This window comes from Empedobacter sp. GD03797 (genome assembly GCF_029842105.1).
Lineage (GTDB): Bacteria > Bacteroidota > Bacteroidia > Flavobacteriales > Weeksellaceae > Empedobacter > Empedobacter falsenii_C.
Map to the genome: position 1 here is coordinate 22431 of NZ_JAOCFS010000021.1, position 26326 is coordinate 48756.

A 26326-nucleotide genomic window follows, 5' to 3' on the forward strand; every position below is an offset into this window, starting at 1 on the left:
TCATGAAAAATACACTATACTATATTTTTGCTTTAAGCGGATTAATACTTTTTACAAATTGTAAATCATCTGACAAGGAAAATAAAAAAGAAGAGCAAACTATTTTTCAAGGTAAAATTGAGCGCGATCAAATTAGCGTTGTAACAAAAATTCCAGGAAAAATAGATCAAATATTAGTTCACGAAGGTGATGAAGTAAAAAAAGGACAAACGCTTTTTATCTTACAATTACCAGAAGTTGATGCGAAGAAAAGTCAAGCAGAAGGTGCTGTAAATTCTGCCGAAGCTCAATACGAAATGGCTAAAAAAGGTGCTACAGATAATCAATTGAAACAATTGCGTGCAAAAGTTGCTGGCTTGAAAGAGCAATTAGATTATGCAGAAAAATCAAATCATCGACTAAAAAATATGCTTCGAGATAGTCTTGTTCCACAACAAAGTTATGATGAAGTTTATGCGAAATATCAAGGCGCTAAAAACCAATATTTAGCTGCAAAAGCGGAATTAGCTGATGCCGAAAATGGTGCGCGTGTAGAGCAACAACAAATGGCTTTGGGACAAAAAGAGCGTGCTTTGGGAGCTTTGCAAGAAGTAGATGTTGCTGAGGCGGAAAGATACATCAAAGCACCACAAGATATGACGGTTGAAACAATTAATCTAAAAGTTGGAGAATTAGCTTTGGCTGGATATTCTATTGCAACCGGAATTTTAGAAGAAACTACATTTTTTAGATTTACAATTCCTGAGAATAAAATCGGGCAATTGCAAAAAAATCAAATCGTCAATTTAAAAGTTCCTTATAAAAATAATATGGTTTTGAAAGGTAAAATTGTTTCGATAAAAGTTCTTAATTCGTATGCAAATATTTCGACTGCTTATCCTGATATCGATCAACAACAATCGCAATATGAAGTGAAAGTTGTTCCTGTTGACTATAAACAAGCTGCTCAACTATTGACAAAAGCAAATGTAGTTTTAGATCTTAATGCTAAATAAATTCTGATGAAAACGATTTTTCATTTAATTATACGAGAATTCAAACTTTTCTTCAAGAATCCTGTTTTACCTATTTTATTCTTGGGAGCACCTATTATGTATGGTGTTCTGATCGGAAATGTTTATAAAAAAGGGAATGTAACCGATTTACCAATTATTGTTGTAGATGAAGATCATACAACGACAAGTCAGAAAATTATTCAGATGTTAGATGAAAATGAATCGGTTAAAGTTGCTGAAGTTTTACCTTCAACATTTGATTCTAAGAATAAAGCTTTAGCAATCGGAGCTGAAGTTGTGGTTGTTATTCCTCGAAACTTTCAATCTGATGTACAACAAAAAAAATTACCCGAAATCGCTTATTTTGTAGATGCTTCAAACACGTTAACTTCTAATACAGCAGCAATCGCAATTACGACAGTTTTAACAACAATGAAAGCTGGAATTTCGATAGAAACAGCTCGAAAACAAGGCGTTCCTGAATATATTGCAACACAAAGCTACGAACCATTCAAATCAACGATGATTCGCCAAAATATCAGAAGTGGAAACTACTTATATTTTATGCTTCCAGGTGTTTTATTAACCGTATTACAACAAGTTTTATTATTAGGTTTAGCACTTTCATTTGCTTCAGAATTTGAGAATAGAACATTTAATGAATTGATCTCAAAATCATCCAATCCGTTTACCATTTTATTCGTAAAAACTTTCCCTTATTTATTTATGTCAGTATTTATATATATGCTGTATTATTGGTTCGGAATGTTTTATGACATGAAATTAGAAACCGAATTTTGGCCATTCTTCACTTCTTCTCTTGCATTTATTTTAGCCGTTTGCTTTTTAGGATTTTTAGTCAGCATTCTCCTTCCAAGCCAACTAAAAGCAACCGAAGTTTTGATGGTTGTTGCAACACCAAGTTTCATTTTAAGTGGATTTACATGGCCTTTAAGTCAAATGCCAAAATGGATTCAAGCAATTGCAGATTGCATTCCGTTAACACATTATTTGAAAATATTCCGAATACTTTTCATCGAAAAAGGCGATCCTGCGTTAATTCAACCACATTTAAATAATCTAATTGTAATAGGAAGTATTTGCTTTGTCTTATCTTTGGCCATTCTAATCGTTAAAATAAGAAAAGCTAAACAATCGATGAAACAAATCGAAACAGAAAAGATTTAGCATCTTTTTTAACTTACAAAACAGATAATAAACTATGAATTTTCTTACAGTTGAAAATCTAACCAAATCATATGGAATCCGAACTTTATTTGAAGATGTAAATTTTCATGTAAATGAAGGAGACCAAATCGCATTCGTAGCAAAAAATGGAAGTGGAAAATCTACTTTACTTAAAATTTTAGCTGGATTAGAAACGGCCGATTCTGGCGAAGTTCGTCCAAATAAAGGTGTTAAAATCTTAATGTTGGATCAAAGTGATGATTTTGACGAAAATTTGAAAAGTGAAGAATATATTTTCAATCATTCGAATGAAGTTTTAGATGTTGTTCGACAATATGAAAACATGATCGAAAATGATCCAACAAATCCTGATTTAATTGATTTAATGGGAAAAATGGATGTTTTAGATGCATGGAAAGTTGAACCAACAATCAAGGAAATTTTATCAAAATTGAAAATTGATTTCTTGGATCAAAAAATTGGAAAACTTTCTGGTGGTCAGCGCAAACGTATTTCTTTAGCAAAATTTTTGATTGATTTAAGTTTCGAAACTGGATATGTTCTTTTAATTTTAGATGAGCCTACCAACCATTTGGATATCGAAATGGTAGAATGGCTTGAATATTTCTTGAACAAAGAAAACAAAACATTGATTTTGGTTACGCACGATCGTTATTTCTTAGATGCAATTTGTACCAAAATTCTCGAAATGGAGGACAAAACATTGTATGTACATTCGGGAAATTACGAAACTTATATTACGAATAAAGCATTGCGTATCGAAAATCAAAATGCGACAATTGACAAAGCGAAAAACCTTTATCGTAAAGAGATTGAATGGATGCGTCGTCAACCGCAAGCGCGTACAACAAAGTCTAAATCTCGTATTGATGCGTTTTATGATACTGAAAAAGTGGCTAAACATAAAATTGTCGATCAACAAGTAAAATTAGAAATGGTGATGACGCGTTTGGGTCAAAAAATCATTGAGATGGAACATGTTTCGAAAGCATTTGGTCAAAAGAAAATTTTAGATGATTTCTCTTATATCTTCGCTCGTGGTGGAAAAATTGGTTTAGTCGGAAAAAATGGTGTTGGAAAAACCACTTTCTTGAAAATGTTAGAAGGAATTGAAACGATGGATTCTGGAACAATTGAACGTGGAGAAACCTTAAATATTGGACACTTTAAACAAGATGGAATAGAATTTAAAGGCGACGAACGTGTCATTGAGTTTGTGAAAGATATTGCAGATTTTTTCCCTCTTTCTAATGGAAAAGAAATGCGTGCAGAACAGTTCTTAGAAATGTTTTTATTTACACCAGAACAACAACATACTTTTATCTCAAAGTTGAGTGGTGGAGAGAAAAAACGTCTGCAATTATTAGCAATTTTGTACAAAAATCCTAACTTTTTGATTCTTGATGAGCCAACAAACGATTTAGATTTACCTACTTTAACGGTTCTTGAAAGTTTCTTAGAAGAATATCAAGGTTGTTTATTAGTTGTTTCCCACGATAGATATTTTATGGATAAAGTGGTCGATGAATTGATGATTTTTGAAGGCGAAGGAAAAATTTCTCGTTATATGGGAACATATACAGAATATCACATCGAGAATAAAAACAAGCCTGTAACTGACGATAAAAAGGTTGAAAAAGAAATCGTTATTCAGGAAAAAGTTGAATCGAAAGAGAAGATTGTAGAGACAAAACCAAAAAAATTATCGTTTAAAGAACAACGAGAATTAGAAGAAATTAATAAATCTTTACCAATTCTTGAAGCTAAAAAAGAAGAATTAACGAATTTACTTTCCGACCCAAATTTAGGTTATGACAAAATCGCAACTATTGGAGATGAACTACAAAAAATTGTAGACGAATTAGAAGAAAAAGAATTTCGTTGGTTAGAATTAAGCGAATAAAAATATTGAAAAGGAACTTTTTTTGAGTTCCTTTTTTTTGTTTTAAAAATTTATTTCTATATTTACTCTATCAATCATCAGGAGTTTCTGAAAAATCAGAACACCAACCGAGCCAAAACCGCGCTACGGTGGTATAGAATGAGGGCAAACGCCAAAATAAAAGGTTATTCTCCACTCTATCCTGTTGTTTTTATCATTAAAAAATTAAAACAATGGAAAATCTAAAAAATGAATTTGTCGTATTATTCCGTGAATTAACTGACAACGAATTAGTCGATCGCTTTAATCAAAATGTAGGAAACAGTTCCTGGAATTCTGCAAGAAGATGTTATGTCAAAACATTATTTGACGAATTACAATACCGTAATTTTGATTGCACAACCATAGAAAGAGGAAACACATTTTCGCTTCAACGTTATGTAATATTAATTGAAAATAGATTAGAATATTTAGATTAAACATAAAAAAAGGAAAACTTGAAACAAGTTTTCCTTTATAATTTATGGTAGACAATGTTACTTACTCTGCTTTTTTATAAAATCATTGATCGTAACATTTAATCGTTTATTTCGGATATCTTTTTCAAAACGAATTGGTTCAGCAACACGTTCTGCACAATCTTTCATGCCACAATTTTCGCACGTAACCGCAACTTCTTTTACAGGAATTGATGGATCATTCATAAATTTCACTTTACGTTGTGCTGATTTATACAATACACCAATCGTTACGCTTCGTAAATAATTTGGATTGAATGGATCTTTCGTTGCTGAAGATATTACATAATATTTTTGATTATTATTGAACGGATACAACGAAATTTGTGCAGAAATCTCATGATGATCATCTTGATGTTTTTCCAATTCTTTCAAAACATTTAACGAAACCCAACGACGACAATAATGCTCATCCGTTTCATTTGCTTGCGGTGATTGTTGTTGATTAAGGTGAAGTTCTTTCGTTAATTTATATGAATTTGAGCCAACTTTTGCTGACAAACGCAAGAAAAACAAATCACGAATATTAAAATGTTTGGGTAACAAATTTGTCATTCGTTGATAAACCGTCTCAGGAGATTCGGTATATTTTCCAAGAATTTCTTGAAATTTAGACAAATCATGATGCTCTATAGCAAACAAATTCTGCATATCCTTCAACAATTTTTCTTCTGGTAACAACAACGCTCCAGCAAAATAAGATGCATAAAAATTGTTTAACAATTGATCAAAATTATCAAAACTTGCCCACGAAAATGTATACAAACGTTCCTTCAAATCAAGGTAATTATAGCCTAATTCTTTCGCTAAAATAAATCGTTTTTGATCATTGTCAGAATTGATATTGATATACAAAAGTTTTTTCTCTTTGATAAAAATAGAACGCAATTTCGCTAAATCCTTTCCTCCTAAAGAAGTGAAATCTTCATAAAGAATGGTATAATTATATTCCTCTTTCAGAATTTCCTCCATCGTTTCATTTTTCACAAAATCTTCTGATTCAATCAAATATTCTTGTAAAAAACTCTTTGCCGATTTCTCAATTTCAGGAAAATAATTATCATTTGCTTCCTGAAAAGACCTCAACGAAGCCAAGAAAAAACTTTCGCGTGTAAGATTGTAATTATTACCTATTTCAATCAACGTAGAAATAAATGCATTTACCTTCATTGGGGCGTTAGAAATGATCTCAATTAAATCTCTTTCTTCAATTCCGAAGAGTTCCAAAGGAATTTCTTGCAATAAATTTGATTGTAGAATCTCAGCGACTGGTGCTAAATTTTTATCTAATTTTAATGAAACTATCTCATCGTAAGGAATTTCCAACGCTTCGGCAAGAGCAACAATTTTATCAGTTTTTGGATATTTTTTACCTTTTTCGATCTCATTCAAATACGATTTCGAAAGACCAGTTAACTTAGATAACTTAAACAATGACAAATCCTTAGCCGTTCTTACTTGTTTTAGTTTTAACCCAAAAATTAATTTAATGTATTCTTCTTGCATAATTTTTTCAAAAATATTTGGTAAATGTAAACGAATTTTTATAATTTAGCGAACGTTCGCTAGAAGTAAAATTCCGCTCGAATAACCAAAACCAAAATTACAACAAAAACACAAAAAATGGATACTATTACAAGTGAATTAAAATTATCGCAGAATAAGCTGGATAGTTATCCAGATGTTTTGACCACCGAAGCGGTTAATTTTTTAACAGCTTTACACAAAAATTTCAACGAAAGACGTTTAGAACTTTTGGCGAATCGACAAGAAAGACAAATCTTTTTTGATTTGGGGAATTTTCCAACTTTTTTGTCAGAAACAAAGGAAATCAGAAATGGCGATTGGACAGCAGCTCCTATTCCAGCTGATTTACAAGACAGACGCGTTGAAATAACTGGTCCAGTTGACCGCAAAATGGTAATTAACGCGTTAAATTCTGGCGCTAAAACATTTATGGCCGATTTTGAAGATAGTAATTCTCCAACGTGGGATAACAATCTTCAAGGACAACAAAATTTAAGAGATGCAGTAAATGGTACTATTTCATTCGAAAATAATGGAAAAAAGTATCAATTAAACGAAAAAACTGCTGTCTTGCTTATAAGACCGAGAGGTTTACATTTGAATGAAAAGAATATCATAATAGATAAACAAGAAATATCAGGCTCACTATTTGACTTTGGTTTATATTTTTTCCATAATGCACACACGTTACTTTCCAAGCAAAGTGGGCCTTATTTCTATCTTCCTAAATTAGAACATCACCTAGAAGCACGCTGGTGGAACGATGTTTTTGTTTTTGCACAAAATTATTTAAACATTCCACAAGCTACGATTAAAGCTACAGTTTTGATCGAAACTATAACAGCTTCTTTTCAGTTAGATGAAATTATTTACGAATTAAAAGACCACATCGCAGGCCTTAACTGCGGTCGTTGGGATTATATATTTTCTTATATCAAAAAATTTAAGAAACACCCAAATTTTATTGTTCCAGATCGTTCACAAGTTACGATGACTTCGCCTTTTATGGCTGCATATTCGCAAGCAGTTATTCAACGTTGTCATAAACGAAACATACATGCAATTGGTGGAATGGCTGCTCAAATTCCGATTAAGAATGATGAAAAAGCCAATGAAATTGCCTTTGAAAAAGTGAAGAATGATAAACTTCGCGAAGTAAAAAATGGACACGATGGAACGTGGGTTGCGCATCCTGCCTTGGTAAAAGTCGCAAAAGACATTTTTGACGAATATATGCCACAAGCGAATCAAATAGATAATAAGCGAGAAGATGTTATAACAACTGCCGAGGCTTTGTTAGAATTGCCAAAAGGAACAGTTACAAAACAAGGAATTCGAGACAATATTAATGTTGGAATTTTATACATCGAAAGTTGGTTATCTGGAAAAGGAGCCGCTGCCTTATATAACTTAATGGAAGACGCAGCAACAGCAGAAATCTCTCGTACGCAGGTTTGGCAATGGTTAAGCCAGTCGATTACATTAGAAAACGGATGCGAATTTAACAGTGACAAATACAAAAAATTAAGAGCCGAAGAGGTTCAGAAAATAAAACAATTAGTTGGTGAGGAAAACTATTTGAACGGAAGATTTGAAGAAGCTATTTCAATCTTTGACGAATTAGTTTTATCGCACAAGTTTACCGAATTTTTAACATTAGAAGCCTATAAGTATATTGATTAAGCCCTTATAACCAGACACACAAAAAAAGAAATACACACACAACACACATTCATAAACAAAACACAAAAAACACAATTATGAGCAATCAAGAAAGAATTCAGAAGATTCGGCAGGATTGGGAAACTAATCCACGCTGGACAGACATTGTTCGTCCTTATTCAGCAGAAGATGTTATTCGATTAAGAGGTTCTTTGGACATCGATTACACTTTAGCAAGATTAGGTGCTAAGAAACTTTGGGAAGGCTTAAATTCGAAGCCATTTATGGCGGGTTTAGGCGCTTTGAATGGTAATCAAGCCATACAAGAAGTGCAAGCTGGTTTGGATGCAATTTATCTTTCGGGATGGCAAGTTGCTGCAGATGCAAATCTTTCGGCAGAAATGTACCCAGATCAATCATTGTATCCAGCCAATTCGGTTCCGATGGTGATAAAACGTATTAACAATGCGTTGCGTCGTCGCGATGAAATACAATCTGTAACAGGTCAAGGAAACATTGATTATATGGTACCAATTGTTGCCGATGCAGAAGCTGGATTTGGAGGAAACTTGAATGCTTATGAATTGATGAAACAAATGATAGAAGCTGGTGCTGCTGGCGTTCATTTCGAAGATCAATTATCATCAGCCAAAAAATGTGGTCATCTTGGAGGAAAAGTTTTAGTTCCAACACAAGAAGCAATTAACAAATTGGTTGCAGCTCGTTTAGCAGCAGATGTTTGCGGCGTTCCTACTCTATTGGTTGCAAGAACTGATGCAGAAGCTGCGAATTTGATTACTTCGGATATTGATGAAAGAGATCAACCTTTTATTATACAAGGAAGTAGAACTTCTGAAGGTTTTTACAACGTGAGAAATGGCTTGGAACAAGGAATTAATCGAGGTTTAAGCTATGCGCCTTATGCTGATTTAATTTGGATGGAAACATCTAATCCAGATCTTGGAATGGCAAGAGAATTTGCACAAGCGATTCGAGAAAAATATCCAAATCAGATGTTAGCTTATAATTGTTCACCTTCATTTAATTGGGCAAAACATTTAACAGAAGCTCAAATGGAAACATTTCGCGAAGATTTAGCTGAAATGGGATACAAATTCCAATTCATCACTTTGGCTGGTTTCCATGCGATGAACACCTCTATGTTCGAGTTATCACGTGCTTACAAAGCAAAAGGAATGGCGGGATACTCGGCATTACAAGAAAGAGAGTTTGCGTTACAAGAAGAAGGTTTTGCAGCTGTAAAACACCAATCTTTTGTAGGAACACAATATTTCGATTACGTACAAAACACAGTGCAACAAGGCATTTCGTCTACTACGGCTATGGCCGAAAGTACAGAAGCCGCACAATTCTAATACATACTTTTCAATTAAAAAAAGGACGTACCGCAACTACGTCCTTTTTTCGTTTTATGTATATTAAAAATAATAATTATATTCGTTCATTATAACACTACAATGAAGTATATCTATTATTTTTTATTATTAATATTACCTATTTCAATCTATTCTCAGCGTACTGAAAAAATTACCATTCCAGATGGTATAAAATACAAATATGCTGATCAAGAAATTATTGAAAAAACTAAGGATATGATTCTTTCTAATCTAAAGGATTCTTTAAACTATTCAATGATTGATAAAAAAGTTTTTGTAGGTCCTCATTTATGGTATAAAATTCAAGATAAAAAAGGTTTCAAAAACATTCAAGATGGTAACGTTTACTTAATCATCAATAACAAGCCTTACTTAGGTAAATTATTGCAAAGAGAAAGAGATAGTAAAAAAATGCTTAATCTTTTAAAATCTGAGAGTAAAAATAACACAATTACTATTCGAAAACTTAATGAAATAGAGTTAAAATACTTTTGGGCTACAATTTCAACAGAGATCACAGAACCTATTCTACTAGTAGAAATTGCTAATAAAAAGTATATAATGCATTTCTCTGAAAAGGATAATAAATTAATTTGGATTGATCAATTTCCTTATTAAGCCAAGCTTTATCTTATTTTCGTAATCTGAAACGACTTTCCATTCATTTCGAACGTATCTTTTTCCGTTTTTCCAACCAAGATTTTAGCCAAAGGGGTTTGAGTTGATAGAACAAAAATCTTTTTATTCTCGAAAATAATTTCTCCAAAACTACATGCCATACAGAAATTTCCCATCGTAGTTTCAACATAACTTCCTAAACCAATGGTTTTGTTTTCCACAATTTTTATTTTAGAAAAGATGTCTTGCTGAATCAATACTTCATTCAATTGGTTTTGAATTCGAATAATTTCTTGTTGCATCATTTCACGCGATGTTTCATATTTATCACCCATACTACTTTTGGTATCGTTGTTAGAGGCGCGTAAATCGTCAATCAAACCATTCAAATACGTTATTTTATCTTCGATTTGTTGTGCTATAAATTGATATAATTCTGCTTTCATTTCTTTCAATTAAATTGTTTGAGGCTTATTCTTAAATTTCAGCATGTAAATGGTTCCCAAAAGACAGATAAATGCCGAAACATAAATCACCATCGGAATGCGATCCAAATAATCCTGAAAATACCAACCCGCACACAATGCTCCAAGCCCTATCCCCGCTTCCATCGCAATATACATTGTTGCCATCGCCTTTCCACGTTCATCAGGTTTACTAAAATCTATCGTCCAAGCATTTAGTGCAGGTGAAAGAATTCCGGTTGAAATTCCATACATCAAACCACCTAAAATCAACCCTATTTTTGCATCAATAGAAGCTAAAAGTATCAATGCAACAATCAATAAAACCAATCCTAATTTTATCACCAACACACGCCCTTTTTGGTCAGATATCTTACCTGCAAAGAAACGAACCATCATCGATGATATTGTAAATACGATAAAGAAAACACCTTTATTTTGAAAACCTAAATGTTCGGTCCAATCTGGAATTAACGTTAATATAGAACCATAAGCGACATAAGAAAGAAACGTAATCAATGCGGCTGGTAGAGCTTCTTTTGCAAAAACATCTTGTTTCGAAATCTTTAGTAATCCGAACGAAAACTTCTGTTTGTTTTGCAAGGTTTCTTTCATATTGAATAAAATCAATATTGACAATAATGCAAAAAACGAAGACGTAAAAAACATCACATTAATCGATGAATATAATGTAATTGTACTTCCCAATGCAGGTCCAATTGCCATTCCGATACTGAAACAAATTCCGTGCAAGCCCAATGCTTCGCCCCAACGTTCGCGCGGAATAATATCTGCAATGTAAGCTGCTGTTGCAGTAGGTTTAAAACCTGTCGAAAAGCCGTGTACCAATCTCAAAAATAAAAAGCCTGAAACGGTTGTTAAAACTGGATACAAAATTCCGCATACAAAACAGACAATAGAACCAACTGCCATGATAGGCACACGCCCCACTTTATCTGTTAATTTCCCACTAAAAGGTCTTGAAATTCCCGCAGTCAGTGTAAATAATGCAATAATAAATCCTTTGTACTCTGCTCCTCCCATGCTACTTAAATAAGCTGGTAACTCGGGAATCATCATATTGAAACTCGCTGAAAACAACAACGAACTCAAACACATTAAAATAAAATGGAGATTATAAACGGGATCTGAATTTAATTTTTTCTTGATGGCAGAAAACATAACGGATTTTTTGCAAAGGTAATTTATCTCAACCGAAACAAACTACACAATTAGAAAAGTATTATTTGTTACAAAAAAACGCTTACATCATTCAACATTGTTAGTCGATATTTCACTGATTATATTAATGAAATTTCTTATTTAAGAGTTACTTAGTTGATGTGAAAATAACTTCAACATTAGAATACAGTTAAAATACCTTATTGTATTTAATTACTTACTAAACAATTCTTATTTTAGCTTTATCAATTCTACTACCCTAAAAAACGATCTAACCAACTATTATTTTCAAGCATGAAAAACTATGAAAATCTAAAAGAGACCTTGTCTTTTTATGGCGTAAATTGTAATAAACTATATTATATCTCATCAGGAAATCCAATTTTTGCGTTTCCTGAAAGATCATTTCGAATCGACTTTTATGCATTTTGTATTTGTTTATCTGGCTCAATAGAAGTTGAGATAGATTCTCAGAAATATTGTATTACTCAAAATGAATTCTTAATTTCTGCTCCATCTACTGTTTTGAAAATTCTAGATACCAGCTCTAATTTCAGAATGAAATTGTTATTTTTTGAGAAAAATTTTCTCCTTAAAAACATTTCTAATCCTTTCTTTATTGATAAACTTAATTTGTTTACACATCAAAACTTTACAGTTTGTAAGGCAAATAAAAAAGAAGCGAATCATCTTTTTATGTTAATCAATTATCTTCAAGAGCAACGAGAAAGAAATGTTTTGTTCTTAGAAGATATTGTTCGATCGATTATTTTCACTTTACTACTTGAATCTGCCTCTATAATTGCTGAACAATATTCAAAAGAAAATAAAAATCATTCTCGCGAAATCAACACTCTATTTTGTAAGTTTACACAACTTGTACAAAAAAATGTTATCGCTCACAAAGACGTACAGTTTTATGCAGATCAATTATTTATTACAAATAAATATTTGATTCACCTTGTAAAAAAAGCAACTAAGAAAACTCCACATGTTATTATTGACGAATATTTATTAAAAGAAGCGTATGTTTTGCTTGGTTATTCAGAGAAAACAATTGTCCAAATAGCATTAGATCTAGGTTTCAACTCTTCTTCATCTTTTGGTCGGTTTTTTAAAAAATACACTTCTATTTCACCTCAACAATATAGAAAACAACAACATATATAAAAAAAGAAATTTGGGATACAAATGACGAATTTCGGGATACTTTAGAAAAACAATAAAGCGTAATTTTATTGTAGAATCTTAAAATAAATAATTATGGATAAAGTTACTTCAAAATTTGACAACGTTTTAAATCATTCTACTATCTACGGAAATATTGATCATCAACCAGATGCGAGTAAAGAGACACCAAGAAACACTCCAGAAAAGTCTTATCCTTTCTCTGATCAAATAGGAAATTACCAACGCAATAAAGGAATTCCTACAAAATCTTATAAGGACAGTAAGGTATATATTGTGGGAAGTGGTATTGCAGGTTTAGCTACTGCCTATTATTTTATTAGAGACGGACATTTCACTCCAGAGAACATCACATTTATAGAACAACTTCAGGTCGAAGGAGGTTCGTTAGATGGAGCTGGAAATGCAAAAGATGGTTACATAATTCGAGGAGGTCGAGAAATGGATTGTACCTACGAGAATTTATGGGATATCTTTCAAGACATTCCTGCATTAGAGTTACCAGAACCTTATAGTGTTTTAGACGAATATAGATTAGTAAATGACAATGATTCTAATTATTCTATTGCACGTTTAATTCATGAAAAAGGGAAAGTAAAAGACTTTAGTAAATTTGGTTTGAATAAGAAAGATCAATTAGCTATTATCAAACTTTTGTTAAAGAAAAAAGAAGAGTTGGATGATATAACGATTGAAGATTATTTTAATCAATCTTTCTTAGAAAGTAATTTCTGGACATTTTGGCGCACAATGTTTGCCTTTGAAAATTGGCATAGTTTACTAGAATTCAAATTATATATGCATCGCTTTTTACATGCGATTGATGGTTTAAATGATCTTTCTTCATTGGTATTTCCTAAATACAATCAATACGACACTTTTGTTACGCCATTAGGTAAATGGTTAAAAGAAAAAGGAGTAAAAATTCAGTTAAATACACTAGTTAAAGATTTAGATTTATTAATTAATACAGAAGGAAAAGTAGTCAAAGGAATTATAACAGAACAAGATGGACAAGATGTAATTATTCCTGTCACACCAAATGATTATGTTATTGTAACTACTGGTTCCATGACAGAAGATACTGCGTATGGAGATAATACAACAGCTCCAGTCTTAGCGATAGATAATAATACAAGTGGTCAAAGTGCAGGATGGAAACTATGGAAAAACCTTTCTGCCAAATCTCCTATTTTTGGTCGTCCAGAAAAATTTTGTGGGAATATTGAAAAATCTTCATGGGAATCTGTTACTTTAACTTGTAAACCTTCTGCGTTAGTAGAAAAACTAAAAGAATATTCTGTTAATGATCCATATTCAGGTCAAACTGTTACAGGCGGAATTATTACCATTACAGATTCTAATTGGTTAATGAGTTTTACGTGTAATCGTCAACCACATTTTCCTACACAACCAGATGATATTTTAGTTCTTTGGGTTTATGCATTATTTATGGATAAAGAAGGAAACTACATCAAGAAAACAATGCCTACTTGTACAGGAAACGAAATCCTAACAGAATTATGTTATCATTTAGGAATTGAAGACCAAATAGACGATGTTATAGAGAATACAATCACTCGTTCTGCTTATATGCCTTACATCACATCTATGTTTATGCCTAGAGCAAAAGGAGACCGCCCACAAGTAGTTCCAGATGAGTGTAAGAATCTAGGTTTAGTTGGTCAATTTGTAGAAACCAATAACGATGTAGTTTTCACAATGGAAAGTTCTGTTCGTACCGCACGTATTGCAGTTTATGAATTACTTAATTTAAATAAGCAAGTTCCAGACATTAATCCATTACAATACGACATTCGTCATTTATTAAAAGCAACTAAAACGTTGAACGATGATAAACCATTTATGGGTGAAGGTTTATTAAATAAAGTTTTAAAAGGAACTTATTTTGAACATATTCTACCTATTGGATCAGATTCTCCTCAAGAGGAAGAAGAAAAAGAATCTTTTCTATTAGAACAATTTGGTAAATTCAAAGAATGGGTAGGACATTTTAGAGGTTAAAATCACCCTCAATTCAATCCTGAATACCAATACTATAAAACCAATAAAAGCTTCTAAATCTTTAGTCATTTAGAAGCTTTTTGAGTATTATTATATTTTTTTCTATTTAAAAACTATAACAGCTTTTATTAGTAAATATTAGTTATAGTGATATTATTAAAGGTTTTATTTCAAATTCTGATTCAATATTTTCCTTTAATTTTAGAAATTCTGTTGTATTCATAATATGCAAATCAACATCAGTTAATCCAAATGGTCCATTTTTCTCAGTAATATATAGTCCATTTTCAAGCTCAATTATTGCTTTCTCCATTTCATCAAGTTCATTTTCGAAATATTTAAAATGATAATTAATGATTTTTAAATTTAAAATTAATTCTATTGGTTTAGATTCAACTTTCCTTGCTAATTCAAACTTTTTTAAAGTTTCACTTTCATTCCATTCTTCTGCTGGAAAGTAAGGAATTTGAATTACTTTATCATTATCAATTTTTATAAAAGACTCAAACTCCTGTAATCCATATTCATTTTCTGGGTTATAGCAATATTTTATTTCGGTTATAATTTTTCCAATACTATCAGTCAGGGTCATTTTACAAAATTAAACTTAACAATATTTCTTTACAAAAATAAACAAAATCAGTTTTACAAAAAAGTTGTCATTTCTGCATTTCATTCAACAACAAACGAATATACACAAAGTAAACCACTCCCAACACCTCATAAAAAAAGCTCTTATCAAAGAGCCATTTGGTTAAAAAACTGTTTTGGATAATAGAATTTATTTCCAAACTTAATATAAGGAATCTTATTCGTTTTCCTCATCCGATACAACGTTTTGTCACTCACGTTAAGCAAACTTTTCAGGTCTGCGTTATCATAGAATTTCTGACTTTCTTCTAACAGTAGAAAAGTTTTTTGGAATTCTAGTAGTAGGAGTTTCATATCCTTCAATGCCTCTCCATCATTTTGTAAAAATAAATCATTTTTCATATATTTAGTTAGGGTTAGGACTAACTAATTTACAACATAAACATATAATAACCAAATATTTACAAATCTAATAATATTCCTCTACGCATAATCAAGCTATCTCTTTTCCTATTGTAGAGTACTCAAATCGATTGTGTTAGACAATAAACTAGCGTATAGTTGGACAGTTTTAGGATTAAAACCATTAATATAAACGAGGTTCTGTCAGAGTTTTACACCAAGCATAAAGCTAAAAAGATAACATATATCCACTTTCCAAAAAAATAACCACATAGAAACATAGAACCAAATGATTTTGCGTTGAAATTAGTTGTTTACCTATTCGTATTTTCAACTAATCTTTACAAGCCATCATTGCTAAAACTATGTCTCAATGTGGTTAAAATAAATTTAAACAACATTTATAAAATTCTATTATCGATACAATTTTTCTTCACTCTTTTACGCCGTTAATTAAAGTCTTGTATCGAAAAATCACTCCAATTAACAAACTAAATTTCACGACTAAGCTTATACAACTGTATGCTCGCCAAGATAGATACTTGTACTCGCCATCGTCTTCGTTTCACTATTCAGAAATGCCCAAAAGTTAACCTTTTTGCCATTGTAATAGGTTGGTAAAGCAATATCTATACTCATAGAATTACGAGTCTCAATACTTTGAAATACTTCGAACGAATTTAGTTCTTCGCAATAGCAAACAACATTCACAAGATCTGAAGGTTGCGCATTACCTTGTCCAGAATTATCTTCCCAATTCATTTGGAAAGTATCCCCACCAGCCGTATCTATCGTAGGTTGCAAAAAGCCAACCAAATCACCTTTTGATACCAGCACACGCTCCAACACAATAACAGGCAAATCATTCACCATTTCCAATGCATTGCTCAGCGTATAAGACGTCGCAATGTTGTAGCGCGATTTTAGCCCAACTCTATTCCCAAAATACAGATTAAGAATAGGGCGAATTGGTTGCAAGAAACCAATTACTTTCTTGAATTTGATCTGTTGCATCAACTGCAAATCAGTTGGTCGCCTTTTTGATTTTTTTGGTAAACTGCGAATAATATCCTTACCGCGCCAATTAACGCCTACTACAGTTCCTACTTTTCCTGAGAATCCACCAAGGATTCCTTTTTTAATTTCTGCCATAACTGGAAGTTTTTATTGTTAATATTCATAAAGTTAGCAACAGAAACAACATCATTTACAAAAACGCCATTTTGTGTCCGCATTTGTCCGCTTCTGTCCACATTTGTCCACTTTTGTCCGGTTGCTTTTTATTCAATAATAGTATTGTAACAAAATAAAAACCTCGCTAAACCTCTATTCATCATAGGTAGATAAGGTTTGTTTTTTTGGTCGATTTTTAGCTTGTTCGACCATCGTTCGACCATCGTTCGACGAAACTTCGGAAAAACGGCATTCTCGTCGAAGAACGGTCGAAGAAAACACGAGCTAAAGTGGGAGGAAATTTGTGAAAAAATCGTAAGAATACGGTTTTCCGTAAAAAATAACATTTCATAGTAATTATTTTTAACAAAACTTATTTATATTTTATGATTTCAGATGTACAATTAAAAAACCATTATTATCAATCTTTTGATAATAATGGTAAAAAAATTAAAGAAATTCATAGTTCTTCTGTAGGGGAACTTTGTGGTATTGGTCTTGACTTTATTATTTTTTATAAAAATAATTACTATTCTTCTTATGATGAAAATTTCAAAAAAATTAAGGAAATTCATAGTTCATCAGTTGGAGAGTTTAAAAGTGCAATAGGTACAAATGTCAATTTTTTGAAAAATAAATATTTAGGAACATACGATAGAAATTTCAAAAAAATTAGCGAAAGACATATTTAGAAATGGAAGCATCTACAACTATACAACAAATGTTAGCAGGAAATAAAATATTCGTTCCTTCTTATCAACGTGCCTATTCTTGGGATACAGAATTTGACACTACAAAAACATCTAAACAAACAAATGTATTTCTTTCAGATTTGGAAGATTACAATCGGAGTTCTACAACTTCATCTTATTATTTCGGACATTTTTTGTTTGAAGAAAAAGACAAAACAACTTTTGGAGTAGTTGACGGACAACAACGATTAACAACAATTGTTATTTTTCTCTCTGCATTATTCAAAAAGTTAGAATCTATGCGACCACTAACAGAAAAAGAAGAAGTTGCCAAAGAAGATATGATTTTAAGAAAATCGGCACATAGATTTGAAACTGTTGATTATGACAAACAACTTTTTAAGGATTATGTAGTTAATCAAAGTAAAAAAGACAAAAACGGACTTGATACAGAATCTGCAAAAAGAATCGTAAATGCTTTTGACTTTTTCAGCACTCATTTTGCAGACAAAGACGTATCCTATTTGCTGAAAATGTTAGAAACAGTTCAAAACGCTTCTTGTACTACACATCCTGTAAAAGACGAATCGGAAGCAATCCAAATGTTTATTTTCCAAAATAACAGAGGAAAAAAACCATCGAATTTGGAAATTATCAAGGCTCAGTTTATGTTTAATGTTCATTTGTTTGGAGGAGAAGAAAAAGAAGCCTTGATTGAAGAAATTAAAAGCAGATTTGAAAAAATTTACAAATCAATTTCTTCCATTGAATATAGAATAAACGAAGATGAAGTTTTAACCTATACACTTCGTATATATTTTAACTCATTATGGGAAAACAACGCTATTGACAAAATTAACTCTATACTTTCAGAAGCAAACCCAATCCCTTTCATCAAATCATTTACTCAATCATTAGCGACAAGTTTTGAGCATTTGACTACTTTCTTCGGAAAAGACGAAAGAGAAAATTTAGAAATCCATTCTCTTATCACGCTTGGAGGAATCGGTATTGCTATTCCGTTTATCATCAAGGCATATAGTTTTGGTTTATCAACCCAACAAATCAACCAACTTTGTAATAAGTTAGAATCAATCGTTTTAAGACACAGACTTATCGGAACAAGAGCCGACATTACTTCAAGGCTGAATGGAGTTTACAAAGAATTTACTACAGAAAATCCTGATATAAACCCGATTATTGACCGAATAAATTGGCTTAAAGTTACACAAGATTGGTGGTGGGCTTATTGGAATGATACAGAATTAGAAAGAGCTTTACAAGGAGGAATAAATCATCCAACTGCAAAATATTTACTTTGGAAATATGAAAACCATTTGGAAAATCAAGGTAAAAGCGGTTATACACCAACTCGATTTGACAAAATTGAGAAACCTGAATTAGAACATATTGCACCACAAACAGACAATCCAGAATCAGGTTATGACAAATATGATGAAGAGTTTGTAAACCAATACATTAACTGTTTAGGTAACTATCTATTACTTTCAAAATCACACAATTGTTCAGTTGGAAACAAGCCTTTTATAGACAAAAGAAATAGTTACAATCATTTAGAACAACAAAGAGAAATTCAAAGAATGACTACTGAAAATATTCAATGGAAAAAAGAACTGATACAATCCCGAAAGGAAAAAATTGTATCATTCATCATGAAAAATATCTAATCTAAAAGGCTTAAATATTCTACATAACGACATCTATCTAGTTTTGTAAAATAAACTAAAATAAATACTGTGTTAAATACCCCACTAAAAAAAGCTCCTTCACAGGAGCTTTAGTTTTTATGCAACGTTATTTATATATTCTTTTTCGAGGATACCATCTACTATTTTTTCAACCTTATCGATGTTTGCTTTTAGTAATTCGTTGTTTTCTATTTGTTCTATTTCATGGAACTGCACATGTTTGTTAAACTCTTGCAGTTTGGCGTAATAACGTTTCAATTCTGCTTTGTTGAACAAGTTTCCGTCCTTCACATAAATCACATGTATCTTCGATTTGATGTATTGCGAAACTTGCAATATATCGCCTCTATTGCGTGATATATCTATCGAATAGAAAATAGATTTTAGGTATTCGCTTTTAGCAGTTGGCTCTTTCACCAACCAATCTGTTGTTTTAGGACTTGCTGCTATCGGAATAATATTCAGCACCTTATTTGGGAACAAACAAGCCATTTCCCACGCTAATCCTCCACCTAAATCTGCACCAATAATGGCAAAAATCTCGTCTACTTCCAATTCAAATAACGTCAACCAAAACAACACCGCTACATCGCGTGCTGTAATGTGATCGCGTGGAATATAGTCGTACTTTATGGTTTGGGAAACGCCATTTCCAGGAATATCTATACAGATTACCGTATACTCATTAAGATCAATTGCTTTGTTTTTTCCCATGACCCCATCCCAATGATAGGTACAATCTGAATCTCCGTGTAAGGAATGGTTAATCAAAATGACTGGAGCAGTTCCTAATGGAAGTCCAAAAAGTTGAAATGTTACCGAAACATTGTTTAAGATTGTGTTGTCCTCTAAGGGCCAAACTGGGATCGTTAATTGTTGTAAACTTTGCATTGTTTTTAATTTTATATTGGTAATTGTTGTTTTTGTTCAAAAAAAATCCCCATCGAAACTCGACGGGGAAACATAAAATATATTAAAAAATAAAATCTCTTTTTAGTATACATGACTTTCCCACGTCTGGATATTCCAAACCTGTTTGCGAATCGACATATATAAGCACGTAAACTTCATTTTTTAATTACTTTGTTATTCAAATGTATAAAATAATTTTCGGCAAACAATTAAAATTATCTTAATTATTTGTAAAATTTTCTAAATCTCTATTTTTAATAGCGAAGTCGTCTCCCTAAACTCATTTTAGGGTCACATCTAATTCAGAAGATAAAATTACAACCACATAGAGACATAGATTTAACAATGTTGAGGAATAGAGATAAATTGAAAAATGAATAAGTGAACTAGTATTACTATATATCTATGTGGTAGAATATAAAAAAACAAATCAAGTAATTATTTAAAACTTTATTCTTATAACAAAACCCTATTTAGAATAAAATTCTAAATAATCGTTTTAAAATAAAATTATTAGAATAGATTACTAGATATTCAATTTTTTATGTAGTTTTACATCGTATTTCGAATCGTAGAAAACGATACCAACCGAGAGGAGTCTCCACGGTGGTAAAACAATACGGGAGTTCATCCAAAAACAACGAAAAATCCCCTATTATCGAAATACAATAATTGTTTTATTTTAACTATTTATTGTATGTCACAAAACATTTCTGAGCTTAATTTAGCTCCTATATCAGATGAAAAACTGGTCGATTTTATCAACCAACAATTACCTATTACAGTTCCTGCGCTAAAAGATCATATTATCGAAGAATTCAAGAGAAGAGGTTTGGATTATCGTCATCTATACAATTTAAAAACAGATGAATTGAATATTAAACTTCCGCTTAGTTTGATTGATGGTTGCTTGTTCGAGCGTAATATTCCCAAACCGCCTTTGGTGGGTAATTTCTACGCTGTTGTACATAGATTGAGAAACTTTTTGCAACATAGCAAAGAATTGAACGGAAAGCGTCTTAAAACGTTTCATTATATCTTCGATCAACTTTATTTACCTTATGAATTGATTGATATTATTTCGGAAGATGATGTCAAAAATCTAACTGAAGATGATGTATTTATTACCTTCAAAAACTCGAAACAACATTTCCCGAACGATAAGATTATCAATAAAATTCCGAAAAATAATTTATTGATTACCGTCGACAAAGGGAATTATTACCGCGGTTTGGATAAAGTAATTTTGTCGCATCAAAATACGATTATCAAAGAAGAAAACTTGAATAACGTAACTGCATAACTGAAATTGCTTTCGACAAATCTCTATATTTGTTGAAAGCAATTTTATATGACGCCAGAAAAAAGAGAATTAGTAGAAGCTAGTTTTAAACGTTCGGAAACCTTAAAATTTTATAACGCATCACTTATCGAATGCGAAACGGACTATGTTTCGATTAAGATTCCGAAACAAGAAATGATGACACGTAAGCACGGAATGTTCAATGGTGCTATGATTGCTTCTTTGGTTGATGTTTCATCTGGTTATGCTGCTGTTTCTCACTATGACGACGATTGTTATGTGGTAACAGTTGAGTTAAAAGTGAATTATTTACGACCTGCTTTGGGTGATTATTTACTCTCAAAAGCCTATGTGATAAAAGGAGGAAAAAAGATAAGTACCATACGCACAGAGATTTTTGTGGTTAACGAAACAACGAACAAAGAAACGCATGCGGCTACTTCTTTGGTGACTATGATGAGAATAAAATAAATATATAATTTGTCTCAACTTTTGAATAAATCACCACATAGAGACATAGAAATAAGTGATTATTTTGATACAGAAATTAGTAGTGTAATTCTATCTTTTTTTAAGAAAAAACCGTCATTTCGAGTGAAATTCTGTAAGAATTTTGTATCGAGAAAAAGGTTTTTTGAAAGAAAAGAATAATAACCGATTGAAAGAAATAATTTTCTTATAACGCGATTAATTAAATCAATTCAACTTGTTATTTTCTTCTTTTTTGTTGATTTAATTTTATAAAAAATCGCAGAATGAAAATAAGAGAATTACAATTGTTTACAAATGAGTTAGAAAAAACAAAATCATTTTATACAACTATTTTAGCTTTTGAGTTAATTGAAGAAACAGAAAATCAGTTTAGCTTACAAGTTGGTTGGACAAGATTAACTTTTATAAAATCGGATGAAGAACATATTTATCATTTCAGTTTTTTAGTTTGTAAAAATCAATTCGAAAATGCATTTGATTGGATACAAAATAAAACTAAAATCCTAAACACTGATGCTGATCAACATATTGCAAACTTCGAAAATTGGAATGCACAATCTTTTTATTTCTATGACGGAGGTAGAAATCTTGCTGAGATGATTACACATTATAATTTAGCTTATGAGAATGATGTAGAATTTGATCAACATTCTATTTTAGGAATTTCTGAAATTGGTTTACCTACAACTGATATTGAGGCTACTAATCAGCTATTAGAAAAGAAAACTACATCTAAATTCTGGAAAGGAGATTTTGAAACTTTTGGTACTAATGGCTCAGATGAAGGAAAAATATTATTACCGAATTACTTTATTAAAACAACTTGGTTTCCTACAACTGATATAATAACTCCTACTCCATTTACAGCTATTTTGGAAAATGAAAATCATTATTCAAAAGTAATTTTCGATAATAATAAATTAAATATATCTAATCTTGCCATTTTATAAAAAATAAGCATTGAATAAAAAGTGATATCTTAAGGGTAAAAAAAAATGGGATTGTAACTTTGCATTCCAAATATCTAAAAAATGGTAAACTTTATATTAATCGCAGTCTGCATAATCGCCGGAATGGTGTTTAAAGCAACAAAATCTATACATCCTGATGCACATAAAGGGATCAATACATGGATTTTATATTTGGCTTTACCAGCAGTCTCGTTTAAATATTTACCAAAAGTAGAATGGTCGCAAGAAATGCTATTCCCTATCTTTTCGACTGTCATTATAGCCGTTGGAAGTTTGTTTTACATGAAATTCTACAGCAAAGCAAAAGGGTATTCGGAGCGTTCGAGAAGAACATTGGAATTGGCAAGCGGCTATAGCAATACATCTTTTATTGGTTTCCCCTTGATCTCAGCATTTTACGGTGAAAAGTATTTAAGTATCGCGATTATTTGTGATCAAACCATGTTTTTGTGCTTATCAACCATCGGAATAGTTTCTGCATTAAAAGGCGGAAGCAATGGATCTGGAGCAATAGATTCTAAATTTATTTTGAAACGATTATTTACTTTCCCTCCATTTTTGGGTTGTATTAGTGCATTGATTTTATCTCAATTTATCGACTTATCTCCTGCTGAACCTTTCTTTGACAAATTAGCTGCAACTGTAGGTCCATTGGCTTTATTTTCGGTTGGATTGCAATTAAAGTTTAATGGTTGGAGAAAATTATGGTCACAAATTTCGATGTCTATGGTTTACAAATTAATGATTGCGCCTGCAGTTGTAATGCTTTTAGCCATCGTAATTGGAATAAAAGGTGATGTAGCTAAAATCTCTATTTTTGAAGCTGCAATGCCTACATTAGTAACATCGAGTATTATTGCGGAACAATTTAAACTCAACACCAAACTAACCAATTTGATTATTGGAATCAGTATTATTGTAGGCTTTTTTACAGCTGCTTTTTGGTATGAAATGATACAGTTGTTTATTCAGTAGATTTACATATTACGGTTTTTATTAGAATTAAGATAAATTTTATCTTCTAAAACCTTATTCTCGATACAAAATTCTAAAAAGAATCTCATTCGAATTAACGGTTTTATTTCAATACTTCTTTCAAAAACAATAATGTATGTTGCCAAGCTCTATCTGCCATTACTTTATTGTAATCAGGTGACTCTGGATTGGTAAATGTATGTTTTGAATTTGCGTAAGTTATCATTTGCCAATCTGTTTTTCCTTCGTTCATTTCAATTACTAAATTCGAAATATCTTCGGGTTTTACAGATTCATCTTCAGCAGGATGTTCAATCAAAACTTTTGTTTTAAGAGGAATATTTTTTCGAGCCGAATCTTTTGCTAATCCACCATGAATAGAAACAACGCCAACAACAGCTAATTGCGCACGAGCAGCTTCTAATGCGCCTGTTCCTCCAAAACAATAACCAATTACAGCAATTTTACTTGGATCTGCACCAGCTTTGATTAACTCTTTCAACGCCAAATCAATTCGTTTTTGATAAGCTGCATAATCAGACTTGTATTTTCCTGCTATTTTAGCCGCTTCCGCATTATCTTTCGGATTGTCTCCTTCTCCATAAATATCTGCAACAAACGCAATATAGCCTTCTTTTGCTAAATCTATTGCGGCTTGTTTTGCTTCGTTATCAGCTCCTTTCCAAGCGGGTAAAATCAAAACTCCTGGACTTTTCTTCATCGTATTATCAGTTACTAAACCGTTCAATTTTTGCGAACCATCTTTATAAGCAACTTGTTTTAGATTTTGTGCATGTGTCGTATTCATCATCAATACAATTAAAAATAAACATTGAATTACATTTTTCATCTACTAAAAAATTTAAGACATTAAGATAAAAAGAACTAATTTTATATCGGATATTGAATTGAATATTTAACACAATTACCATGGAACTTATTACATTAAAAACATTTGAAAGCCCTATTGAAGCACATATTTTACGTTCGAAATTAGAAAGTGAACAAATTGATGCTTTTGTTTTTGATGAACATTCGGTTGGGATGAATCAGTTTTTATCGAATGCAATTGGTGGTGTGAAAGTAAAAATTAAGAAAGAAGATACTGATCGTGCCATGAAAGTTTTAGAAGAAATTGATGCTTCAAATTACACCAATGATTTGGACGAAATTCTTGTTTGCCCAAAGTGTGGAAGCAATGAGTATTACAGCAATTACAAGTCGATGAAAGGTGGAAAAGGCTTACTTTCTTTATTATCTTCTATCATATTTTGGGTCTACCCTATTTACTACAAAAACGTGTTCAAATGCAAGAAATGTGGTGAAGAATTTAATGGTTTACAATAAAAAAAGAACGACAATTTCTTGCCGTTCTTTATGAACAAAAATATATGATTTTTATTGATTAAATTGTCCAACGCAATAAGCTTGCTCCCCAAGAGAAACCTGCGCCAAAGGCTGTCAACATCAATAAATCTCCTTTCTTTAATTTTGATGTATTTTCCCAAATACACAACGGAATTGTCGCTGCAATTGTGTTTCCGTAATTCTCAATATTGATTAAAGTTTTACCTTCTTCAATATTAATTTCATTTCCAACAGCGTCAATAATTCGTTTATTTGCTTGATGCGGAACCAACCAATTTACATCTTCTACAGAAAAATCGTTGCGTTTCAAAACATTGACACACGTATCACTCATCGATTGAATTGCATTTTTGAATACAATTTTTCCATCTTGTCTAATGTAACGTTTCTCATCAACCAATAACTGTGAACTCGCTGGATACAAAGAACCACCTCCTTCTATATTCAAGAATTCTTTTCCAGTTCCGTTACTCAATAACAAAGCATCCAGAATTCCTTCTTCGTTTGTAGGCTCTAACCAAACCACTCCGGCACCGTCTCCAAACAAAATATTTGTCGAACGATCTTTGATGTCTACATACGCACTGATTTTATCAGCACCAATTACCAAAACATTTTTGTAACGTCTACTTTCAATCAACGAAGCGCCCATGTCCAACGCGTACAAAAATCCAGAACAAGCAGCATTCATATCAAATGCCCAAACATTCTCTATTCCTAACTTTTCGCACACAATATTCGCTGTAGCAGGCATCAACATATCTGGTGTAGAAGTCGCAACAATCAACGCATCAACATCTTTGATGTCTTTTTTGTATGTATCAATTAAATTCTGAATTGCACTAACCGCCATATCAGAAGTCGCTAAACCTTCTTCTAAAATACGACGTTCTTTAATTCCCGTTCTTTTTACAATCCATTCATCAGAAGTGTCTGTAATCTTTTCTAAATCGGAATTAGTTCGTTTGTTTTCTGGCACATAACCACCGATTGCTGAAATATGTGCAAATATTTTTTTTGTAAAATCTACCACCATAAAATTCTTTTCATTCAAATTTCATGTATCGATTA

Annotated in this window: 25 protein-coding genes and 2 riboswitches; of the genes, 16 read left to right on the forward strand and 9 right to left on the reverse strand. The window is 31.8% G+C overall.

Annotation, left to right across the window (positions count from 1 at the left end; genetic code table 11):
• Positions 1-2: 2 nt before the first annotated feature.
• The 4 genes from N5D90_RS12585 (at position 3) to N5D90_RS12600 (ending at position 4565) form a co-directional block, all read left to right on the forward strand.
• A complete protein-coding gene (locus N5D90_RS12585) occupies positions 3-995 on the forward strand; it encodes an HlyD family secretion protein (RefSeq protein ID WP_125349239.1) in 993 nt (330 codons plus the stop codon).
• Positions 996-1001: 6 nt separating this feature from the next.
• Positions 1002-2183, forward strand: a complete 1182-nt coding sequence (locus tag N5D90_RS12590) for an ABC transporter permease (protein WP_180904727.1) — start codon at positions 1002-1004, stop codon at positions 2181-2183.
• 34 nt (positions 2184-2217) lie between these two features.
• Entirely contained in the window at positions 2218-4107 is a 1890-nt protein-coding gene (locus tag N5D90_RS12595; RefSeq protein ID WP_280062675.1) for an ABC-F family ATP-binding cassette domain-containing protein, read from the forward strand.
• Between the two features lie 69 nt (positions 4108-4176).
• A riboswitch (SAM-I-IV-variant riboswitch) is annotated at positions 4177-4276 on the forward strand.
• 43 nt (positions 4277-4319) lie between these two features.
• Positions 4320-4565 carry a hypothetical protein gene (locus N5D90_RS12600; protein WP_280062676.1) on the forward strand — a complete coding sequence of 82 codons (246 nt, stop codon included), beginning with the start codon at positions 4320-4322 and terminating at the stop codon, positions 4563-4565.
• Between the two features lie 57 nt (positions 4566-4622).
• On the opposite strand, the gene N5D90_RS12605 is transcribed toward N5D90_RS12600, so the two are convergent.
• A complete protein-coding gene (locus tag N5D90_RS12605) occupies positions 4623-6110 on the reverse strand; it encodes a helix-turn-helix transcriptional regulator (RefSeq protein WP_280062677.1) in 1488 nt (495 codons plus the stop codon).
• Between the two features lie 117 nt (positions 6111-6227).
• On the opposite strand from N5D90_RS12605, the gene aceB reads away from it, so the two are divergent.
• From aceB to N5D90_RS12620, 3 genes are all read left to right on the forward strand, one after another.
• Positions 6228-7814, forward strand: a complete 1587-nt coding sequence (aceB, locus tag N5D90_RS12610) for a malate synthase A (RefSeq protein WP_280062678.1) — start codon at positions 6228-6230, stop codon at positions 7812-7814.
• A 77-nt stretch (positions 7815-7891) separates the two neighbouring features.
• Positions 7892-9169, forward strand: a complete 1278-nt coding sequence (aceA, locus tag N5D90_RS12615; protein WP_347881115.1) for an isocitrate lyase — start codon at positions 7892-7894, stop codon at positions 9167-9169.
• Between the two features lie 102 nt (positions 9170-9271).
• Positions 9272-9808: a hypothetical protein gene (locus N5D90_RS12620; RefSeq protein ID WP_280062679.1), complete on the forward strand. Its 537-nt coding sequence runs from the start codon at positions 9272-9274 to the stop codon at positions 9806-9808.
• Between the two features lie 8 nt (positions 9809-9816).
• On the opposite strand, the gene N5D90_RS12625 is transcribed toward N5D90_RS12620, so the two are convergent.
• Together N5D90_RS12625 and N5D90_RS12630 are read right to left on the reverse strand one after the other, a co-directional pair.
• Complete coding sequence (locus N5D90_RS12625; RefSeq protein ID WP_280062680.1) at positions 9817-10254, reverse strand: hypothetical protein; 438 nt, start codon at positions 10252-10254, stop codon at positions 9817-9819.
• Between the two features lie 9 nt (positions 10255-10263).
• A complete protein-coding gene (locus N5D90_RS12630; RefSeq protein ID WP_280062681.1) occupies positions 10264-11454 on the reverse strand; it encodes an MFS transporter in 1191 nt (396 codons plus the stop codon).
• Positions 11455-11748: 294 nt separating this feature from the next.
• On the opposite strand from N5D90_RS12630, the gene N5D90_RS12635 reads away from it, so the two are divergent.
• A complete protein-coding gene (locus tag N5D90_RS12635) occupies positions 11749-12624 on the forward strand; it encodes a helix-turn-helix transcriptional regulator (protein ID WP_280062683.1) in 876 nt (291 codons plus the stop codon).
• A gap of 93 nt (positions 12625-12717) precedes the next feature.
• On the forward strand, positions 12718-14667 hold the full coding sequence (locus N5D90_RS12640; protein ID WP_280062684.1) for an oleate hydratase: 1950 nt from the start codon (positions 12718-12720) through the stop codon (positions 14665-14667).
• A 142-nt stretch (positions 14668-14809) separates the two neighbouring features.
• Here the strand turns inward: N5D90_RS12640 and N5D90_RS12645 are convergent, their stop codons facing one another.
• The 3 genes from N5D90_RS12645 to N5D90_RS12655 form a co-directional block, all read right to left on the reverse strand.
• Complete coding sequence (locus N5D90_RS12645; RefSeq protein ID WP_280062685.1) at positions 14810-15259, reverse strand: hypothetical protein; 450 nt, start codon at positions 15257-15259, stop codon at positions 14810-14812.
• A gap of 146 nt (positions 15260-15405) precedes the next feature.
• Positions 15406-15660, reverse strand: a complete 255-nt coding sequence (locus N5D90_RS12650; RefSeq protein ID WP_314543829.1) for a helix-turn-helix domain-containing protein — start codon at positions 15658-15660, stop codon at positions 15406-15408.
• Between the two features lie 510 nt (positions 15661-16170).
• On the reverse strand, positions 16171-16812 hold the full coding sequence (locus tag N5D90_RS12655) for a DUF6266 family protein (RefSeq protein ID WP_280062687.1): 642 nt from the start codon (positions 16810-16812) through the stop codon (positions 16171-16173).
• Positions 16813-17219: 407 nt separating this feature from the next.
• Between N5D90_RS12655 and N5D90_RS12660 the strand changes: the two genes are divergently transcribed.
• Together N5D90_RS12660 and N5D90_RS12665 are read left to right on the forward strand one after the other, a co-directional pair.
• Positions 17220-17525 (forward strand): hypothetical protein, encoded by a 306-nt coding sequence (locus N5D90_RS12660; RefSeq protein ID WP_280062689.1) that lies wholly within the window; start codon positions 17220-17222, stop codon positions 17523-17525.
• A gap of 2 nt (positions 17526-17527) precedes the next feature.
• Positions 17528-19213 carry a DUF262 domain-containing HNH endonuclease family protein gene (locus N5D90_RS12665; RefSeq protein WP_280062691.1) on the forward strand — a complete coding sequence of 562 codons (1686 nt, stop codon included), beginning with the start codon at positions 17528-17530 and terminating at the stop codon, positions 19211-19213.
• A gap of 117 nt (positions 19214-19330) precedes the next feature.
• Here N5D90_RS12665 and N5D90_RS12670 read toward each other — a convergent pair whose 3' ends face one another.
• The gene (locus N5D90_RS12670) at positions 19331-20125 is read right to left on the reverse strand and encodes an alpha/beta fold hydrolase (protein ID WP_280062692.1); all 795 of its coding nucleotides are present in this window, start codon (positions 20123-20125) and stop codon (positions 19331-19333) included.
• Between the two features lie 575 nt (positions 20126-20700).
• Positions 20701-20795: riboswitch (SAM-I-IV-variant riboswitch) on the forward strand.
• A gap of 48 nt (positions 20796-20843) precedes the next feature.
• Here N5D90_RS12670 and N5D90_RS12675 point away from each other — a divergent pair.
• The 4 genes from N5D90_RS12675 to N5D90_RS12690 all read left to right on the forward strand — a co-directional run bounded on the left by N5D90_RS12675 (position 20844) and on the right by N5D90_RS12690 (position 23887).
• Entirely contained in the window at positions 20844-21449 is a 606-nt protein-coding gene (locus N5D90_RS12675; protein ID WP_280062693.1) for a hypothetical protein, read from the forward strand.
• A gap of 48 nt (positions 21450-21497) precedes the next feature.
• Positions 21498-21920 carry a PaaI family thioesterase gene (locus N5D90_RS12680; RefSeq protein WP_280062694.1) on the forward strand — a complete coding sequence of 141 codons (423 nt, stop codon included), beginning with the start codon at positions 21498-21500 and terminating at the stop codon, positions 21918-21920.
• Between the two features lie 284 nt (positions 21921-22204).
• On the forward strand, positions 22205-22891 hold the full coding sequence (locus tag N5D90_RS12685; protein ID WP_280062695.1) for a VOC family protein: 687 nt from the start codon (positions 22205-22207) through the stop codon (positions 22889-22891).
• Positions 22892-22972: 81 nt separating this feature from the next.
• Positions 22973-23887 (forward strand): AEC family transporter, encoded by a 915-nt coding sequence (locus N5D90_RS12690; RefSeq protein ID WP_038337191.1) that lies wholly within the window; start codon positions 22973-22975, stop codon positions 23885-23887.
• 103 nt (positions 23888-23990) lie between these two features.
• Here the strand turns inward: N5D90_RS12690 and N5D90_RS12695 are convergent, their stop codons facing one another.
• A complete protein-coding gene (locus tag N5D90_RS12695; protein WP_280062696.1) occupies positions 23991-24737 on the reverse strand; it encodes a dienelactone hydrolase family protein in 747 nt (248 codons plus the stop codon).
• Between the two features lie 80 nt (positions 24738-24817).
• Between N5D90_RS12695 and N5D90_RS12700 the strand changes: the two genes are divergently transcribed.
• Positions 24818-25234, forward strand: coding sequence for a DUF2007 domain-containing protein (locus tag N5D90_RS12700; protein ID WP_115001183.1), 417 nt, complete (start codon positions 24818-24820; stop codon positions 25232-25234).
• A gap of 58 nt (positions 25235-25292) precedes the next feature.
• Here the strand turns inward: N5D90_RS12700 and N5D90_RS12705 are convergent, their stop codons facing one another.
• A complete protein-coding gene (locus N5D90_RS12705; protein ID WP_038337194.1) occupies positions 25293-26291 on the reverse strand; it encodes a beta-ketoacyl-ACP synthase III in 999 nt (332 codons plus the stop codon).
• Positions 26292-26326: the final 35 nt, after the last annotated feature.